The sequence below is a fragment of the Sphingobacterium litopenaei genome, assembly GCF_014692495.1.
In the GTDB taxonomy this organism is placed as follows: domain Bacteria; phylum Bacteroidota; class Bacteroidia; order Sphingobacteriales; family Sphingobacteriaceae; genus Sphingobacterium; species Sphingobacterium litopenaei.
This window is the reverse complement of the sequence record NZ_JACOIJ010000015.1, coordinates 64,061-83,706: the sequence shown is the minus strand read 5'-3', so window position 1 is coordinate 83,706 and position 19,646 is coordinate 64,061. Positions and strand designations below refer to the sequence as shown.

Genomic DNA, 19,646 nt, shown 5'->3' with positions numbered 1-19,646 from the left:
AACTTGCGAACAATAGAAGTAATTGAAACACGAGGGATATAACGAATAAGAAAATGGATGTGTTCTAAATCAGATTCAAACACTTCAATTTCAAAATCTGAATTAGAAGTAATGTTTAAGAGAAAAGCGGAGACTCAAATAAGACTTTGGCAACAAAGCACAAGTCTGTGAAGCCCGAAGCCCATTTGTCTTTAGCAAATGGGTAGTTCACAATTACAAAGTAAGCGAAGAAAAAATCAGTTACAGTCTAAGAAATTCTCAGTGTAGTTTTTGTCTTCATATGCCATTCATCCTTTAAATCTCATCATATCCCACAATTAATTTAATGATATTTAGCGGTGAAAATATCATGCATATCTTTTGATTATATCGTCTTTGAAGTCCCAATTTTAAGATTATTAAAAATGTATTTTTTTTTCGGGGAACCTTTAACGTCTGTTTTATACAAAAAAATCATAGAATTCACTCAATAGTACAGAAATCGTTTTTGTTGTTATTTTATAGGTTGGTGAGGGTCAATAAGAAAAATAAATTCGAGAGATTATTGAGGCATATGTCCAGATAATGATAGTATTAAATTATACTATTTACCAGTATAATATATCCAACATTCAATAAGTGAATCCAAAAAAATTATTTTTCTGCTAAGGTTATTTTATAATTATCGTTTATACAGTATAACCATTATAAACAATATGTCAACATCTTCGGAATTAGCAGTTTTGCTAAAAAAGTATATTGATGGATCGATTATTCCAGCTGATCAGGAGCGGTTAGAAAAATTTATGCAACTCGATCCTATCCTTAAAGAATTTGTTGAAGATTTGTTGCAGGGTGATACTATAATTAAAGAATATGAGGAATGGTTAACTGCTCGACAATTGTTGGATGAACAGACTCTTCAACAAATTAAAAATCAAACTTTATTGCGAATACAGCATCCTGAAAATTATACATCAAAAAATGATATTTTTCAAAATCGTTTTTCTATTCGAAGCCTACGATTTGCCATAAGCATAGCAGCTGTAATTTTTGTATTCCTAGGTGTATTTTTTGTGTATCAAGACACTACTAAAGAATATAACCTTACGATAAGTGAATTAGATTTAGCTCCGGCTATTAATAAAACCACTTTAACATTATCAAATGGCCAGAAGGTTATACTTCGAAATGATAAACTAGGTGTCAAGATTGGACAAGAAATCAATTATACTGATGGGACAAAAATTACTTCTCTTGATGAAAAAGAACTCACCAAACTGAATGCTACAATCCATGTTCCAAAAGGCAGTACATACAATGTGATTTTACCTGATGGAAGCCGAGTAATACTTAATGCAATGTCTACATTATCTTATCCATTGGCATTTCCTACAAATTCTCGTCAGGTACATCTATCAGGTGAGGGATATTTTGATATAGCAAAAAAGTTTCAAGGAGGAAAAAAAGTTCCATTCATTTTACAGACTAATCAACAGATGGTCAATGTTACGGGTACTCAATTTAATATTCGTGCTTATCCGGACGAAGAATCAACAATTTGCACTCTTATGGAAGGTGGGGTTACAGTTTCTAGTGGAAAAATGCAAATAAACTTAAAACCCAATGAACAGGCGAGTAATATTTCGGGAATTATTCACAAGAAAGTTGTAGATGCAGCAACCTATATAGCTTGGACTAAAGATAAATTTCTCTTTAATGAAACAGAACTCGCTGAAGTGCTAAGTAACATAAGCCGATGGTATGATATTGAGATCCATGATCTTAAAAACCGCGATGATATGCACTTCTATGGGGAAATAGCCCGCAATAGAAAACTGAGTGAAGTGTTGAACTTATTAGAAAGAAGTGGTGTGAAATTCCAAATTAAGAAGCATGCTAATCAGCATCATTTATATGTTTTAAAATAATGTACCTATGATACAAACTATCAAAATTACTATTCTCTGCAAGTACTCAGACATATAGAAAACCCTAAAAAGCAGTTATGGAATTGCAAAAATATTAAACAAAAATTAACCAGAAATTGATAACTAAACATGATGACACCTATTACTCAGAATTTTACGTGTAAAGGTTTTTACAAATCTTTATCAACTTGGCTGCTACCGTTTAAGATGACAGTAATGTTCATTTTACTATGCTGCTTTCAGGTATCGGCTTTCCATGGATATGCCCAAAACATTACGATAAGAGCGAAAAATACCCCGCTTATTAAAGTTATGCAATCCATCCAACAACAGCAGGGTATTCCTTTTCTACTCAATGGCAAAGATTTGTCAAAGACAATGCTAAGTGCAGATATTATAAACGCACCTCTGGATAAAGCACTAGATAAACTGTTAACGCCCAAATCAATAGATTGGGAGATAGTTGAGGGCACGCTTATCTTAAAAAGATCTAAAACTTTAAAAAGCGATGTTAAGATAAATAATATAAAAACCGGTCATCAAACACGAACATTAAAAGGACGCATAATAGACAAACAAGGCACTCCAATAGCTGGTGCAAGTGTCTTAATTTTAGGTACTACCATAGGTGTAACTTCCGATAATCAGGGTAATTTTAGTATAGAATTAAATTCTTCACCTGCACGACTTCAAGTACGATACCTTGGATATGAAAATGCTGAATTGAATATCACCAATCAAACTACTGTAGAAATTACCTTAGTGCAAACCAATGATAGTATGGAAGAGGTAGTTGTAGTAGGTTATGGAACACTTAAAAAGAAATTAACAACTGGTTCTACTATTCAAGTGAAAGGTGAGGATTTAACTAAATTGAGCACACCTAGTATTCTTGAAAGTTTACAAAGTCAGTCTCCAGGAGTCCAGATAACGCAGAATTCAGGTATGCCTGGGGAAAGTTTTAAAGTTACTATTCGTGGATTAGGTACTATCGGTAACTCATCGCCTTTATATGTAATAGATGGAATTCCTGGTGGAAGCATTGATATGCTCAATCCTTCAGATATAGAAAGTATTGATATTCTCAAAGATGCAGCTTCTGCAGCCATATATGGATCTCGTGCTGCCAATGGTGTAGTACTTATTACAACAAAACAAGGTAAATCTGGTCGAACTCAAGTGCATTTAGACAATTATATAGGTTTTCAAAATGCATACAAACTGCCTTCTCTTTTAACTGCCAAAGAATACATGATAATTCAGGATGAACGTAGATTCAATGAAGGGGCAGAACCTTATGACTGGGCTACGCTTATTCCTAAGCAATATCAAGAAATTCAAGATGGTAGCTGGAATGGAACTAATTGGTTGAAAGAAATTAGTAATGAAAATGCCCTTTTACAAAATTTATCTCTTAATATGATGGGAGGGAATGATCAATCCAAATTTTCAATTGGTTACTCATTATCTAATAGAGAAGGTATAATGGGAGTGCCGGTCGAGCCAGATTTTCAGCGCCATACCGCACGTATTAACTCTGAACATATCTTGTATAAAAATGAAAATTTTGACATAATCAAATTTGGTGAAAATGTAAATTATGCCTATAGCAGTCGATCGGGGATAGGTATTGGTAACATATATTGGAATGATGTTCATAATATGTTAGTGGGTAATCCGTTATTACCAAATTACGATAATGAAGGAAATTTTTATGATCAATTGGATAAAGTAAATGATGGTTGGATATTTGATGGCGCTACAGCAAATCCTGCCGCAGAAATGTATTATAGAAGAGGTCAAAATCTTTCAAAAAGTCACAGTCTCTCGGCAAACGCTTATCTAGAAGTGCAGCCTATTGAAGGATTAAAATGGAGAACCAATTTTGGCTATCGTATGAGTGCATCATCATATCGCCAATATACCCCAACATATCAGCTATCTACTACCCTTACTAATCCTATAGATGATATTTCACAAAATCAAAGCCTAGGATATAACTGGGTATTGGAAAATACCCTTAGTTATGGTTTTCAACCCATAAATGAGCATCAACTGGATGTAGTGATTGGACAATCGATAGAAAAGGGTGGTCTTGGTGAAGATTTAAGCGTAACAACATCAAATTCATCATTCCCAGGGCAATGGGATAAAGCATTTGTAGGTAACGGTCAAGGGTATGAAAATTTCATTCCTGCAGTAGGAGGTATTCAGTGGCCAGCCGGAAGATTATCATCTTTTTTTGGTCGTGCTAACTATAATATTAAAGAAACCTATATGGCTTCCTTTACCTTACGTGCGGATGGATCATCTAATTTTGCTAGAGGTAATCGTTGGGGATATTTTCCATCGGCGTCAGCTGGATGGATTATTTCTAATGAGTCATTCCTTCAGGATAATAGCACAATTGATTTCTTCAAATTGAGGGCATCATGGGGACAAAATGGTAATGCGAGTATAAACCCCTTTCAATATTTAGCAACCATTGCTATTAATCAACAAAATGGGTATTATTTTGGCGATAACAAAACTACACTTATTCGTGGAGCTTATCCAGATATATTACCTAACCCAGATATAACTTGGGAAACATCCGAACAAATTAACATTGGTTTTGATTCACGATTTGTTAATAACAAATTAAATCTAGTATTCGATTGGTATAAGAAAACCACCAAAGACTGGTTGGTTCAGGCTCCTGTACTAGCAATTTATGGAACAAGTGCTCCGTATATCAACGGTGGAGATGTAGAAAATAAAGGTGTAGAGTTTGGATTAAATTGGTCTGATAATGCAGGAGAATTTAGTTATGGTGTAGGAATTAATGGAGCATTCAATAAAAATAAAGTATTAAGAATAGCTAATTCTGAAGGTATAATTCATGGTGAGCCTAATGTGTTAAGTCAGTCTACAAATGAAATGTACAGGGCACAAGTTGATTTTCCAATAGGATATTTTTATGGTTTCCAAACAGCAGGTATTTTTCAGAATCAACAGCAAATTGACGAGCTAAGGCAACAGGGGCATGGTGTATTACCCTCATCACAACCCGGAGATGTAATTTTCGTAGATACCAATGGAGATGGACAAATCACCGATTTGGATAAAACGATTATAGGTAACCCACATCCTGATTTTAGTGGGGGAATGAATTTCAATTTTGGTTATAAAGGGTTTGATTTAAATTTAACTGCCATAGGATCTTTTGGGCACCAAATAGCAAAATCTTACCGTTCATTCGCAGATAGTCCATTACAAAATTATACAACAGAGATTTTCCAACGCTGGCATGGTGAGGGTACTAGTAATCGATACCCTAGACTTACCAATGGTGCACACCCAAATACCTTGAATATATCAGATATTTATATTGAAGATGGGGATTTTGTGAAAATCCAAAATATTACTTTAGGTTACGACATCAAACGCTTGTGGAATAAAGCTCCTTTTTCACAGGCCAGATTTTATGCGACCGTACAGAATTTAGTAACATTTACCAATTACAGTGGAATGGATCCAGAAATTGGATATGGATATGATGCCTCATGGGTATCTGGAATTGATTTGGGTTTCTACCCACAACCACGAACAGTTATGTTTGGTCTAAACCTTAAATTTTAAAGAGACATGAAAAAAGCATTTTTATTTATGTTATTTGCCGCAAGCCTAACCTCTTGCGATAACTTCTTAGATACGGAAAGTTTTGATAAAAAAAATACTGGTAATTTCCCAGTTACAGTAGCTGACGCACAGTCTATGCTTACTGGTATATACAATAGCCTTAATGCTGCAATCTCAAACGTACAGAATACACATTTTTATATGGCAGAACTCGCTTCAGATGACAGGTTTGGAGGAGGGGGTGAAAATGACCGTGATATGCAAGGTCTTGATCATTTAATGAATACACAGCCTGATCGATTTTTAACTTTTTGGACGGCACGATATCAAGGTATTTTTCGTGCAAACACGGCGTTAGAAACTTTAAACCAGGTTACGGGTTGGACATCTGAGAATGAGTATAATCAAACTTTGGGTGAAGTGCATTTCTTACGAGCGCTGTATTATTTTGAATTATCTCAAATGTTTGGGGAAGTACCACTAGTAACATCTTCAACTGTAAGCAATGTACCAAAAGCCTCAAGCGAAGAAACTTATGCAGTTATTGCTCAAGATCTTAAAACAGCCATTGAGATAATGCCTAATACCCCATACAACACTGTAGTTTCAGGGCATGCTACAAAATGGGCTGCTCAAGCCTTGATCGCTCGCGTATTTTTGTTTTATACGGGCTATTATAATAAATCGGAATTACCACTTAGTGATGGAGGAAGTATAACAAAGGCTCAGGTTATACAATGGCTGGAAGATTGTATTAGTAACAGCGGTCATGGTCTTGTGGATGACTTCCGTAATCTTTGGCCATATTCTAATAAATTTACAAAACCAAATTATGCTTATTCCATGAATAATAACTTACAATATGAAGGTGAAGGGCATAAAGAGACAGTCTTTGCTGTTAAATTTGGAACTCTAGCTGATTGGGGGAATACCTATATTTTGGGTTATACTAATCAATTAAATCTACATTCAAGCCTACGCTCCAATAATGGTCAAGCTAACACGTTCCCTTTTGGACAAGGATGGGGAGCAGGTCCGGTAAATACTAAGCTGTGGAATGATTGGAAAGCGGCTGAACCAAATGATATACGTCGTGAAGGGTCAATTATTAATGCAGATACTGATTTAGATGGATATATATATGGAGCTGATAGCCAGATGGAGGAAACCGGATTTTGGCAAAAAAAATATATAGCTATTACGGCTTATGATAATGGAGCTCTTATTCCATCTTATGCTATTCTTGCTGATGGAGCTCAAGCAGATTATCAACTTGCGCACACGCAAGATTTAGTTTTGATTCGCTTTGCTGATGTATTATTGATGCATTCAGAGTTAAGTGAAACAGCTACCAATCTTAATCGAGTTCGTGCTAGAGTTGATTTGCCTGCTATTAATTATTCCCTACAAGCGCTTAAACGTGAGAGACGATGGGAGTTATCTTTTGAGGGACTTCGCTATTTTGATCTAATGCGTTGGCATGATGCTGCTAATGCTTTGGCAAGTCAGGAAGGTGTTGCAATAAAAAATAAAAATATAGATACGCAGATGAAAGGTTTTGGAGGAGGATATAAAGTAAGATATGAAGCTACTGGTGGCTTTTGGCCTATTCCAACTTCTCAAATTGCCTTATCCAATGGTGTATTAACACAAAATAAGGGTTGGGGCGAACCTACACATGAATATACTGGTTGGTAATTTAAATTTTGAAACATGAAAAATCGTAAAATACTTTTCCTTTTTAGTTTACTCGCACTTTTTGTTCTAGGCTGTGATCCACTAGAAGAACGGTTGGACTTAGGTTCATCAATTACTGCCGAGGATTTAAATATTAGTGCTACACCCCTAGTTGTAAATGGTAAAAAAAGTAATAAAGTTGTTCTAGTCAACAATAGCCCAGTCTTATCATCATGGAATTTCGGAGTAGGTTTGTCTCAAAAGATGACTGATACAGTTTTAATGGTGGCAACAGGGCAAAATGAAATAATATTCACTGGGCGCAATCCAGACGGTACATCAATAAGTAAATCATTAACAGTAGAAATCGATGAGCTCACATTTGAAGTTCCTTTAGAATGGGGATACTTGACCGGAGGATCAGAAAAATCATGGGTTTGGGATACAGATAAGCCTGCTGTGTGGGGGAATGGAGGATATAAAGGTAATGTCGCACCTGCTTGGTGGACTTTACAGGTAACCGATATTGAGGGGCAAGCAGCAAATGAAGGTGTGGGGGCTAAAATGATATTTCATCTGGCAAACGCTGAACTACACAAGGTTAAATCAAACGGTGATATTGAAAAGGGTACGTACAAATTTGAAATGAACAAGCAAGTTCTCTTGGATGACGGATCAGTATGGGCTAAAGGTAAACTTACTACAAAGGGTGTTACAATGTTGTGCGGAAAATCACCTGACGAAGGTGGTATTCCAGTATATGAATATGATATACTAGTTCTTAAAGGTAGTGAGATGATGCTTTCTTACGCTCCTGCTGGAACTGGTGCTTGGGGTACTGCTTATTTCTGGGCTTTTAAATCATTATAATATTTAATAAATCATGGGTGTATTAACAGTCGTTTAGTGCACCCATTAATTTAAAAATTATTATTTAATCAATTATGATTTGGAAATGATTTAACGCATAGAGTAAGTGTTAAATTATTTCCTTAAATATATGATTATCACTATATTTATTATAACCATTATAAATCCTACCAATGTTAAAAACGGAAGAAAATTTGGCTAACCTTAGGTTAGGAAAGGAATCTGCTTTATCATATTTTATGGACTTATACAGTCATAATCTTCACTTTTTTGCCTATAAGCTAGTACGTGATAAAGACTCAATTCCAGAAATAATTTCTGATTCTTTTGTTAAGCTTTGGAAGCATCGTGCAGATTTTTATACTATTGAAGAGTTAAAAAGTTTTCTATATATTGTTGTACGTAATAGTTGCCTTGATCATGGAAAAGCTGTTAGAGAGCGTTATGTTCATCAGCAAATTGAAGAAGAAAATATCTTAGCCAATCCGGATGCTGATATTTTAACTAAGATAATTCATATTGAGCTAATAACCTTACTTGGAGAAGCATTAGAGAAGTTACCTAAGCAACAAGCGGATATCTTTCGCCTTACAGTTTTAGAAGGGAAAACTACGACTGAGGCTTGTCAAGAACTACAAACGACTGCAAATACTGTTTATTTTGCTCGTTCAAAAGCTGTTAATACCCTTCGACAGTTATTTCTAAAGAAAAACATTTCATATTACCCTCTAGTAGTATTTTTATATCTATTCTAATTTAATTGGATAAGATTGCTGTCCCCTATATCTGTTGAAATTCCGAAGGAATTTGACTCCTGGATTAATAAAGAATGGCATGTTAGTGTTTAGAAGGAAATACTTGGCACTGCATAAGATATTGACTCCTTCCTATTATACATTTATATTATATAAAGAATAATCTGCCCTGTGGTTAAAATAATAGAGTGAGGATTAATAAAATCTTTGCTTTATATGGCCTACAGCTAAATAATATCTAATGGCCATTAAAACAAAACCTTATGATATACAACAAATAATAAATACGACAACTTAAGGAAATTGAAAGTATTATTTTCTGTTTTTTCTGGTTGGTAGATAGTTTGGTATATTTAATGTGAAAGAAAATATTTCTTTTGGTTGAACCTCTAATGCTCTACACACCTCTAATAATCCAGAAACAGAAATATTATTGGTGCCTCTAATTATTCTATAAACTTGACTATAGCTAAATCCTGTTCTATCAACTATATCCTCTAAGGTAATATGTTTTTGATTAGCAATTTGCCATAATTTTTCTCTAATAATAAGGAGATTCTCTCTGTCAATGTATTGTTCCGCCATTAAACAAAAAGAGAATATAAAAACAAAAAATGTTATTCCAAATTTGGTATAAATTATTAAATTTTATATATTTGATATATAAGTATATAGTGGACATTAAAAAGGTCTCGACAGCAAATTCCGACAATTTGATTCAGAACGAGACGGTAGTTTTAATGCCCATGCAATATTTTTGTGTATTTTTATGCACACTATAACGCATGGGCTACTATCGTAAATCCGTTTCTGAAAGGCGTCGGAACCTAGCTGTACGGTGGATATGAGCTCATGCTATAGTTTTTTATCCCCTTCTGAGACTCTCCATTTATAAATAAGGGCGAGTTATGAAAAAGCAACTTTACAAATTAATTATCTCAGCTCCGGAATAGTTCTGGATCCTCCTTAAGACATATTCTGTCTTTATTTACCGAGTTTGTGTTTGAATTTCTACTTGTTTCAAGTAGTAAAAAAGCTATTGACCAATTATACAAACCACTTATTCGGCAATCAATTTTCTTTTTTAATGTTAGCATGCTTATATAATTAGGCGGTACCTCAGGCTTTATAAGATACCTGCTAGATATTGTCATTTATATAATAAGTTAACTTTTACTTACTTATAATACTTGAAAAATGAAGAATTTTTACAAGCCAGGACTTCGTATGTCCTTAACACGACTGTATTTATACCTAATAAAATTTCTTGCTGATATACTGATATTCATTTTTTCTATTAGGGGCCCAAAAGATAATAATATCACGAATTCTTCTAAAGGAAATTCTAAAACGAGAAGCTCGAGTGCTATTAAGAAATCTAAAATTTCTATTATTTCTGGGATTTTATTTTCCAAAAAATCTGACAAAAGGAAAAAGGAACAACAACAGGATGAACAGGACTCCTATGGTCAGTACCTTTCGAATAAAATCTATGAACATCAGCTTTCCCTTGCAAATCGCAATCAAGGTATAAAGTTAGCTGAGGAGATAAAGTCTAAGAGAGAATTGCTAAAGTTTTCCAAAGGAAAATTTCCATTTGCCCATGATATGCTTCTTGGTTTAGTCATGCTGTTAATATTATTCTTTCTGAGTTTGCCCATTTATTCCCAACCTAAGCAAACGTATACTCCACAGGCACTTAAAATAGGTGATACAATTCCTCAGCAGCTATGGGATCTGCCAATCAAGGTAGTAAATAGTCAATCGGCAGAGATAACGCTTAAGTATTTTAGAAATAAAAAATTGCTTATTCTTGATTTTTGGGCTACCTGGTGTGGTCCGTGCATCAAATCCTTATACAAATTGGATTCGTTGCAACATATATATTCTAAAGATGTGCAGATTCTTCCAGTCTCTAATGAAAATGCAGAAAAGGTCAAAACATTTCTTAATGCTAAAGGAATAAGTCTTCTCTCGGGTTATGATGACTCTGATCTATCCAAATATTTTCCTTACCGAAGCCTTCCTCATCAGGTTTGGATAATGGGTGATAGGATATTTGCAATCACAGATGGTATAAATACTACAGGTGAAAACCTTACAGAGCTTACCTCGACTGGTAATGTTCAACTCAGAAATAAGATTGATTATGTAAACGTGGATTTACAGAAGCCTATGCTGATTGGTGGTAATGGAGGAACTACAGAGCGGCTTCTTTACCGCTCTTTATTTATGAAAAGGATACAAGCAGATATTGGGGGTATTTCTTTTGATAGAGGGGCCAATAATGTACTGATGTATAATGTAACGCTTGCCATGATGCTTACTAGAAGCTTTTTATATGATCTTCCCTTAGCACTTAGAAAGGAAAATCGGATAGTTTTTGAATGTTCTGATTCTTTGAAGAACACTATTACTGCCCGAAACTTAAAACGCTCCAGCGGTGACTATCAGGATGATGTTGCTTACCACAATTGGATGGACAGTAACCTTTACTGCTATAATCTTATACTACCACGGAAAATTCCTCAGCGTGATGCCTTAGAAATCATGAAATCAGATTTAAGAAATTTTATGCTACTAGAGAAGAGTATAGAGGTTAAAATAGAAAATAGAGTTACACGTGCCTATGTACTTCAAAAAACAGAAACCTATAAGGACATTACTACCGTAGGAGGCAGACCATCATTTGAAGTAACTGATGGTAAGATTATATTAAAAAATCAATATATGAGAGCATTGCTGTCCTCAGTTTCCAATGTTTTGGATAAAAAAGGTGACCCTTATCCAGTAACAGATGAAACTGGGATAAAGCACAAGATAGATTTACTATTAGAAATCAAACGAATAGAAAGTATCGATCAGCTCAATGGAGCCCTTAAAAGATATGGTCTTGAAATTGTCTTGAGGGAAATCCCTTTAGAGATGATTGTTTTAAAAGATAAAACCCAAGAACTAATGCATCAAGAAAAATGAGAAAAAAAATGTACAGATATATATTAGTAATAGCAGTAGTGTTATTGACACTTACTGGGTTTAGCCAGCAAATTACAATTAAAGGAAAAGTTAGTGCTAAAGGAGGTACTGAGGCACTTAAAGGAGTAAAAATACATGATTCAAAAGCATTAACAATACACTATACTAATGGGGATGGTCAATTTAAAGTAGATCATAATTTAAATGATACACTTATTTTTAGTGCGCCAGGTTATTCTGATTTGAAGTGGTTTGGAGTAATATCCCCACAAGATACACTTAAAATAGAGCTACAGGAGCTACACCACCAAATTGATGAAGTAGTAGTCAGCACGGGATATTACAATATTCCAAAAGAACGTTCTACGGGAAGTTTTTCACACATTGGAAATAAGTTACTTCAAAGGGAGCCGAGTATAAATATTTTGGATAGGCTCGAAGGAGTAACGAATGGTATTAATTTCATACGAGGTACAGCTAATAAAGAAGGTAGTAAGCAGGCCTCACTACGCGTGAGAGGACTAGCAACTATACAGTCGAATTCCAATCCTCTAATTATTGTCGATGAATTTCCTTTTGATGGCGATATATCGAGTATCAATCCGAATGATGTGGAGGATATTACAATACTAAAAGACGCAGCTGCAGCCTCTATATGGGGGGGCACGAGCGGGCAATGGAGTGATTGTAATCCGCACTAAGAGAGGTAAAGCGGATAAGAAACTTAGCATTAACGCTTTAGGGAGTGTGCTTGGTACAGTGCGACCTGATCTTTTCTATAATCCAGATTTTCTAAATGCTGAAAGTACGCTTGAGGTAGAGAAATTCCGCTTTGATAAAAAGATGATGGTTGAGAATAATTGGACTCTGCTAAGCCCTGGTGTGGAGCTCCTTATTCAGCATCGGGATGGTAAGCTTAGTTCCGAAGATCTTCAGCAGAGGCTCGATATCCTTCAAAAGCAGGATATACGTAAAGAGGCTCTTGATAATCTGTATCAATTGGGATTGAACCGGCAGATGCAGGTAAACATAAGTGGAGGTTCCACTGGCCACACCTATTACTTTTCGTCGGGCTATGACGATAACCGATCTCATATACGAGGTAATGGGTATTCTCGGTTGACCTTGAGTTTGAATGATACTTATCAGCCATCTAAGTGGCTAGAATTACATGCATCGGTAAACTATACAAAGGACGGAACCTCTAGTAATGGTTTAGGAATAAGTGATATTGTTCCTATGGAAAGCTATTCTTCACAGTTTCCATATCCGTATCTAAGGCTAAAGGATGAAAATGGTACTGCACTTGCTGTTCCCAGAAAATATAGAAGTGCATATATAGAAAGTGCACCGGAACTGGGATTACTTGATTGGAGTTTTCGTCCTTTAGATGAAATAGGTATTAATGATATTTCAGGGGGAAGCAATACAATACGTATACATACAGGAGCTAATCTAAAAATATTACAAGGTTTACGCCTAGGTTTTAAATATCAATATCAGACAAGTGTAAGCGAAAGGGAAAACTACTATAGTCCGGATTCATATTTTGTTAGAGATTTGGTTAATACATTTACCCAAAGTGATATGAGTAGGATAATACCTCTCGGAGGTATACGTGAGGGGTCAGTGGGCAGTAGCCATTGGCATCAGGGACGAATTCAAGCGGATTATAATAGGGAATGGGGTAACCATACTCTTAATGGAATTGCAGGAGCAGAAATAAGACAAGTAAATCAGCAATCTACACCAGGATATAGAGTATATGGTTACGATAAAAATACGATAACCGGAACCACGCTCTTTGATTATAGCAAACTTTATCCTGCGCGTCCTCGTAACAGCCAGCGTGTACCTCAAGCTGGAAGCAACTTCAGTGATGTAACAGACCGTTTTCTGTCCTATTATAGCAATGTTTCCTATAGTTATACAAAGAAATATACGCTTTCTGCCAGTACCAGATGGGATGGATCGAATCTGTTTGGGGTAAAAGCTAATCAACGGGGTGTTCCACTTTGGTCTCTTGGTAGTGCTTGGCTTGTAAGTGAGGAGGAATTTTTTAACGCTAAATGGATGGACCGTTTACGCTTTCGATTAAGTTATGGGTATAATGGTAATGTAAACCAAAGGGAGAGTGTTTATCCTATTGTAAGCTACATGGTAGATACATATACCCAGCAGCATAGCGGTAAACTTCAAAATATAGGCAACCCCTTATTACGTTGGGAGAAGGTTTCGAATTTGAATGCTGCTGTAGATTTTAGCATTTTCAGGGGCAGAGTATCTGGAAGTGTAGAATGGTATAGAAAGATAGCAAGTGATCTTATAGGGAATAACATTGTTGCTGGATCAACTGGAATATATAAGAATGGAGTGGTGTATAATATGACCAATAGGCTCAATTATGCATCCATAAATACTAGAGGTGTTGACCTAGATTTGAAAACAATTAATACGCAGGGAAAGGTGGGATGGCAGACCGATTGGATCTTTAATTACACAAAAAATAAAGTAACAGATTATATGCTAGAGAGTAAACCAATTATTACAAATTTTTTAGGAGTAAATACGAATGCTGTCGTTGGGGAATCTCTTGATCAGCTTTATGCATTACCCTGGCAGGGTCTCTCATCAGATGACGGCTCACCACTAGTAGTAGGTAAAGATGGTGGATTAAATAAAGATTATACAGGATATCTGAACAGCTTAACACCTGATGATCTAATACGTGTAGGAGTTTCAGTAGCTCCTTATAGCGGTTCAATGCGCAATACCCTTACTTATAAAGCTTTTCAGTTGAGCTTCAATATCCTTATGAGCGCAGGTCATGTATTTAAGAAAAGTTCGCTGAACTATCAAGATCTCTTGAATAATGCTAAAGGTCATCAGGAGTTTCAAGAACGATGGCAACAGGCCGGTGATGAGATGAAATCATCAGTGCCATCGTTACCTTCTTCTATCATTGCTAACCGCGATTTGATCTATCAGAGCTCTCAGATACATTACCAATCCGCCTCACATATCCGCCTACATGATATAAATATAGGATATAGGCTCCGAGATACAAAGTTTAACCAGCGTTTGGGAATGGAATCACTGAGTGTGATGCTTAACGCTCGTGATCTTGGAATACTGTGGAAGAAGGCTAATATAAATGTAGATCCATCTTACGCGTATTCGTTATATCCTCCGCAGAGGACTTATTCATTTACTTTACAATTAACCTTTTAAACATGAAAAAATTATTATTATTAATAGTAGGCATAGTGTTTTTAGTGAGTTGTACTAAAGATTTTTTATCACTTAAGCGCGATATGAAAAATGTGGTACCTCAAAGCCTGGAGGATTTTCAAGCCTTAATGGATAACTCGGCTGTGATAAACCTTAATTCAGCCTATCTGCTAGGAGAAATCGGAGCTGGAGATTTTTATCTTAAAGATGAGACTTGGAATGCTCTTAGCTCCCCCTGGGTAAAAAATGCCTATAACTGGCAGGCAGATATTTTTCAGGGAAGTCAGAGCGATATTTGGAATAGGATGTATGAGAAGATACTATATTGCAACATCGTATTGGAGGGATTGGAACGTAATAAGAATGATATACATGATATCCAGGGTTATAACGATGTTAGAGGTCAGGCTCTATTCTGGCGTAGCTATAGTTTTTATCAGCTGGCCCAGTTTTTTTGCGCTGTCTATGATAAGCAAAATTTAGAGGGCCGCATAGGTCTTCCCTTACGCCTTGAATCTGATATTGATCAGAAAGTAGGGCAGTCAACCTTGCTACAGACATATAATCAGATTGTAGTGAATCTTTTGGAGGCGGAAAATTTATTAAAAGAGGAAAAGCCAATAATATTTGGTGTCTATTTTAAGTCTAGGCCATCGAAAATCGCTTTAAGAGCACTATTAAGTAGGATTTACTTACAAATGCAGGAGTATGTCAAAGCTAAGGAGTATGCACAAAAGGTCTTAACAATGCAATCCCAATTATTAGATTTTAATCAGGTTCCTGTAAAACCCGTGAAAGAGTACACTTTTGACATTTTCGGGTCTACAAATCCCGAGGTACTGTTATATGATGTAATGTTTTATAACAGTGTTATTGCACAGAGCAGATTGATAGTTGATTCAGTACTTCTTAGGAGCTATGAAGTGAATGACCTTCGCAAAGCTAGATTTTTTACAAGTACTAATGGCGTGGATACCACCTTTAGAGGTTCCTATAATGGGAACGTAGATCTCCATGGATTTGTTACCCTTTCGGAAGTATATTTAATTTTAGCTGAGAGTAGCGTAAGAGAAAATGATATAATAAGAGCTAAAGAAATTATGAATGTATTTTTAAGCAATCGTTACGCAAATAGCACTATTAAAGATATAAGTTCTCTTGAAAAGTCCGCATTATTAAATTTTATCCTCCAGGAGCGGAAAAAGGAATTAGTATTTAAGGGTGTGAGGTGGCAGGATTTAAGAAGGCTTAATCTTGAGCCTGAATTTGAAACAACAATAACCCGAAAGATTGAAGGAATTTCGTATAAACTTCTTCCAAAAAGTCAAAAGTATATTTATCCATTACCAGATGATGAAGTTATACTAAATGGTTATAAACAAGTCGTAAGATAAAGAGTTAGGGCAAATCGCCCTAACCTTTATGTGAGAAAATTATTCTTCTCTTTGAAAAGCTTGTTGTTTAATTAATTCATCAGGATCATTTTCTACTTGAGAAGGAGGAGTTACGCCTTGTGGAACTGCAATTTTACACATATCACCAGTTAATCCAATATTACAATCATCGGATGGTCCAGGAGCTGTAGTTGAACTGCCAACATCATGCTGAGATGTAGAAGGATTAAATGAAACATTATACCAGTCATAAGATTGGTTATTTGATGATTTAAAAGACATCAATGAGATGCTAAATGCTGCAATTACCATGGCTACCATTGGTAATGCAAAAGATTTGCTTTTTTTCATAACTTTAATTTGTTGAAACATTTTCCTTTTAAGGAATTAGTTTTAATTGATGAATGGGACCGATAAGTAATTATTGGTCCTTATTATTTAATTTCCAGCTTAAAATTTTTATAGATTAGTACTATAGAAAATTAGCTGTTTATAAGCACTTTGGCTGGCTCTGCCCCTTACCTTAATTATCTGAAATCAAAGTTTGGCTTTCAAATTCAGTTTTTAAGTTATTGAGGATGTTGGAAATTTTCTTGTATTATATCCGTGAATTAGACTGAAAATATTTATACATAGAAAAAATATGTTGATCAAAAAATGCTCTTTCCAGTTTAAAGTTGATATGATAAGTCCACAACCGCAAGGCATTTTCTTCCAAGTATCTAGTAGCGCAAGACCAATATAACCTGTAAAAATACTTAGCAGGAATCCTGATAATAGTAGTCCTATTAAACGAGTTCTTTTAATTAATAATAGTACAACTACAAAAATTTCTAAGCTAGGAAGAGTATAAATGACAATATGGGCAATATTCTTATTGAATGGTTGATTTAATATACTTATTCTGAAATTTTCAAAATCAAAAATTTTACTTATAGATACTGGTATCCAGAGAATTAATAATAATATTAAAGTAAGGAAGTAAATGTTATTAAATGTTTTCATAGCCTTACAGATTAATTGAGGAATAAGAATCATTAAGCTTGTAAGCTAAATTAAGGACTATTTGATCTGAAAAAATATTCTAAGAGGAAATAAATTAATTTAAAAAAAAGACTATTTTATAAATAGTCTTCTCAATATTCAAACGATTTTATTACTATTTGATTTCCAATAAAGGAGAATTCAAACTTAGCTATGATATTTTAAATAATAATTCAAGGCAGTGTAATATTGCCGTAATGAGGTGAAATTAAGGTAAGATACTTTTTCGTTAACGGTTAATATATTATTTAGTATTGGTTGTTTTATCGATAATTGCAATAAACGGTGCAAAGGAGGGGAATTCAAAATACTTATAGTATTTCTATTATGTTGAATTTCATGTTCCTTAATTATTAGATATATGTCCTTTAATTCAGGAAAATGATTTATAGCTGTAATGAAATTTTGATTGGATATTTCATATACATGTGTTCTTCTTAAGAACTTAATCGAAAAATTTTCACATGAGTTTGAAAATACATGTTTTGTACCTGTGAAATAGAATTTATCGCAATATACTCTCTCGATATTTTCTTTTTTGTCTTGATAGGTAATTATAGCTACTAATCCTTCTAATATGAACAAGAATTTTTCCTTTTTTTCTTTAGCTAAGAGATAGTAGTAATCTTTATTATACTCCTTAATTTTCCCATAGGTTGTTAAAAAGGCAATCAATTCTGGTGAAATATTGCTATATGATTTAAAATAATCAAAAAGTCGATTCATCAAAATTCTTTTTCAAGCAATAATCAGGTATTATCGAAATACAACCAAAATAAAAGTGTGTATTACCATATGCAAGCGCCAATAACAATAAAAATTTAAAGATGTGGCGTAAACTGCATCTGTTCTTAAATTATGTGATTTACGGCTCAAATTAACCCTTTACGAATATTTTCACCATATGTAATTTTCTGTTTGGAATTTTGTGTTATTGGTACCAATAATCTCTGTCGACAAGAGTCTGAGATGTTCAACTCTGCAATGTTTGAACACGCGAAATATTAAACTTTTTTAATTATGAAAAACATAAGTGCTTTAGTATCACCATTAGATTTTGAAATTAATAAAATTGATTTTTCAGAAATTTTACCATTATTAGGTAACCCTGTTGAAACTGATCCAGCTGACAAATGTCCTATATGGTTCTTATAGGTTAATAATTTCTTTTTACCACCTTAATCAATGAAAAATTAATTAAGGTGGTTAATATTATTACAATTAATAATAGATATTATGTATGCTCTAGAAGATTTGAAGCAAGCATTGTTTAGTGCAAATTTACATTACTTTGTTCCAGATATTGCACTAGAAAGTCATTCAGAAATATATCAAAATTGGAAGAAATACCATGGCCCTAAGCTCAATAAAGAAATAAGATCTTCTTTGATAAATTCTTTCCAAAATTATAAACCAGGTATCATTGTATTATTTCATTTAGGCTATCATTTGCAAGTAATAGAATACCTAGCTAAGAAAAAAATTTGTTTTGATGTTTTAGTGTCAAAGCACATTAAAAATAAATTTGAAAATTTCTTTAGAACCTTGTCTAAGGATTTACCACGGAATTTAATACCAAATTTTTTAGAGGCAGAAGATAGAACTGTAATTCTTAAAATTCGTGAAAGTTTGAAAACAAATAGGCATATTTTAATATTTGCCGACGGTTTTGTTAGTTCCAAATCAGCTAAGATTAATGGATCTGAAGTTATTTCCTTAAATTTTTTTTCGAATAAAATTCTTGTAAGAAAGGGTATAGCCTTAATATCTTATTATTTTTCTGCCCCTATATATCCAATTATTAATGTGGAGATTGAACAATACATTAAATTGGATTTTAAATCTTCCATAACCGCTAAACCTGAGGAATCTAAAGATCAATATATTAATAGGTCACTTCAACATTTATTTACTCTTTTAGAATTAAGAATAAAAGACAATATTGAACATTGGGAGTGTTGGTCATACCTGCATCTTGTAGGAGCTATAAATCTTGCAAGTTTAAAACTGCCATCTGCTGCAATGACAAGTAAAAATGATGGTTTAGTAAAAGTTGAAATTGATAATCGGGATTTTTTGCTTGATAAAAAAAATTATATTTTTTTTGTTATAAAGAAAAAAAATAGTTCATGATTTACTAATTTGATAATATTTAATTTAAGTTGTGA

The 19,646-nt window shown here is 34.3% G+C and carries 16 protein-coding genes; 11 read left to right on the top strand and 5 right to left on the bottom strand.

What is annotated here, in order from left to right; translation table 11 throughout:
- A partial coding sequence (locus tag H8B04_RS17485; RefSeq protein WP_190302210.1) for a transposase occupies window positions 1-113 on the bottom strand: 113 nt, incomplete at its 3' end.
- Between the two features lie 582 nt (window positions 114-695).
- On the opposite strand from H8B04_RS17485, the gene H8B04_RS09480 reads away from it, so the two are divergent.
- The 5 genes from H8B04_RS09480 (at window position 696) to H8B04_RS09460 (ending at window position 8,833) form a co-directional block, all read left to right on the top strand.
- Window positions 696-1,910 carry a FecR family protein gene (locus tag H8B04_RS09480; protein ID WP_190302205.1) on the top strand — a complete coding sequence of 405 codons (1,215 nt, stop codon included), beginning with the start codon at window positions 696-698 and terminating at the stop codon, window positions 1,908-1,910.
- A gap of 216 nt (window positions 1,911-2,126) precedes the next feature.
- On the top strand, window positions 2,127-5,531 hold the full coding sequence (locus tag H8B04_RS09475) for a SusC/RagA family TonB-linked outer membrane protein (RefSeq protein ID WP_223815348.1): 3,405 nt from the start codon (window positions 2,127-2,129) through the stop codon (window positions 5,529-5,531).
- Between the two features lie 6 nt (window positions 5,532-5,537).
- Complete coding sequence (locus tag H8B04_RS09470) at window positions 5,538-7,229, top strand: RagB/SusD family nutrient uptake outer membrane protein (protein WP_206366830.1); 1,692 nt, start codon at window positions 5,538-5,540, stop codon at window positions 7,227-7,229.
- Window positions 7,230-7,244: 15 nt separating this feature from the next.
- Complete coding sequence (locus H8B04_RS09465; protein WP_190302204.1) at window positions 7,245-8,078, top strand: hypothetical protein; 834 nt, start codon at window positions 7,245-7,247, stop codon at window positions 8,076-8,078.
- Window positions 8,079-8,251: 173 nt separating this feature from the next.
- Window positions 8,252-8,833 carry an RNA polymerase sigma factor gene (locus H8B04_RS09460; RefSeq protein WP_190302203.1) on the top strand — a complete coding sequence of 194 codons (582 nt, stop codon included), beginning with the start codon at window positions 8,252-8,254 and terminating at the stop codon, window positions 8,831-8,833.
- A 312-nt stretch (window positions 8,834-9,145) separates the two neighbouring features.
- Here H8B04_RS09460 and H8B04_RS09455 read toward each other — a convergent pair whose 3' ends face one another.
- Window positions 9,146-9,418, bottom strand: a complete 273-nt coding sequence (locus H8B04_RS09455) for a helix-turn-helix domain-containing protein (protein WP_165290947.1) — start codon at window positions 9,416-9,418, stop codon at window positions 9,146-9,148.
- Between the two features lie 612 nt (window positions 9,419-10,030).
- Here H8B04_RS09455 and H8B04_RS09450 point away from each other — a divergent pair.
- The 4 genes from H8B04_RS09450 to H8B04_RS09435 are packed head-to-tail and all read left to right on the top strand — an operon-like array spanning window position 10,031 to window position 16,434.
- Window positions 10,031-11,809, top strand: coding sequence for a TlpA family protein disulfide reductase (locus H8B04_RS09450; RefSeq protein ID WP_190302202.1), 1,779 nt, complete (start codon window positions 10,031-10,033; stop codon window positions 11,807-11,809).
- Window positions 11,810-11,817: 8 nt separating this feature from the next.
- Complete coding sequence (locus tag H8B04_RS09445; RefSeq protein ID WP_190302201.1) at window positions 11,818-12,510, top strand: TonB-dependent receptor plug domain-containing protein; 693 nt, start codon at window positions 11,818-11,820, stop codon at window positions 12,508-12,510.
- A complete protein-coding gene (locus H8B04_RS09440; protein WP_190302200.1) occupies window positions 12,491-15,040 on the top strand; it encodes a TonB-dependent receptor domain-containing protein in 2,550 nt (849 codons plus the stop codon). Before H8B04_RS09445 ends, H8B04_RS09440 begins: the two co-directional genes overlap by 20 nt.
- 2 nt (window positions 15,041-15,042) lie before the next feature.
- On the top strand, window positions 15,043-16,434 hold the full coding sequence (locus tag H8B04_RS09435; protein ID WP_190302199.1) for a RagB/SusD family nutrient uptake outer membrane protein: 1,392 nt from the start codon (window positions 15,043-15,045) through the stop codon (window positions 16,432-16,434).
- 39 nt (window positions 16,435-16,473) lie between these two features.
- Here the strand turns inward: H8B04_RS09435 and H8B04_RS09430 are convergent, their stop codons facing one another.
- The 3 genes from H8B04_RS09430 to H8B04_RS09420 form a co-directional block, all read right to left on the bottom strand.
- Window positions 16,474-16,785 (bottom strand): hypothetical protein, encoded by a 312-nt coding sequence (locus H8B04_RS09430; RefSeq protein WP_190302198.1) that lies wholly within the window; start codon window positions 16,783-16,785, stop codon window positions 16,474-16,476.
- 213 nt (window positions 16,786-16,998) lie between these two features.
- Entirely contained in the window at window positions 16,999-17,439 is a 441-nt protein-coding gene (locus H8B04_RS09425; RefSeq protein WP_190302197.1) for a MauE/DoxX family redox-associated membrane protein, read from the bottom strand.
- Between the two features lie 186 nt (window positions 17,440-17,625).
- The gene (locus H8B04_RS09420; protein WP_190302196.1) at window positions 17,626-18,204 is read right to left on the bottom strand and encodes a Crp/Fnr family transcriptional regulator; all 579 of its coding nucleotides are present in this window, start codon (window positions 18,202-18,204) and stop codon (window positions 17,626-17,628) included.
- Between the two features lie 294 nt (window positions 18,205-18,498).
- Here H8B04_RS09420 and H8B04_RS17270 point away from each other — a divergent pair, with 294 nt between their 5' ends.
- Together H8B04_RS17270 and H8B04_RS09415 are read left to right on the top strand one after the other, a co-directional pair.
- On the top strand, window positions 18,499-18,633 hold the full coding sequence (locus H8B04_RS17270; RefSeq protein ID WP_262886430.1) for a hypothetical protein: 135 nt from the start codon (window positions 18,499-18,501) through the stop codon (window positions 18,631-18,633).
- An 81-nt stretch (window positions 18,634-18,714) separates the two neighbouring features.
- Entirely contained in the window at window positions 18,715-19,611 is an 897-nt protein-coding gene (locus tag H8B04_RS09415; RefSeq protein WP_190302195.1) for a hypothetical protein, read from the top strand.
- The last annotated feature ends 35 nt before the right edge of the window (window positions 19,612-19,646 follow it).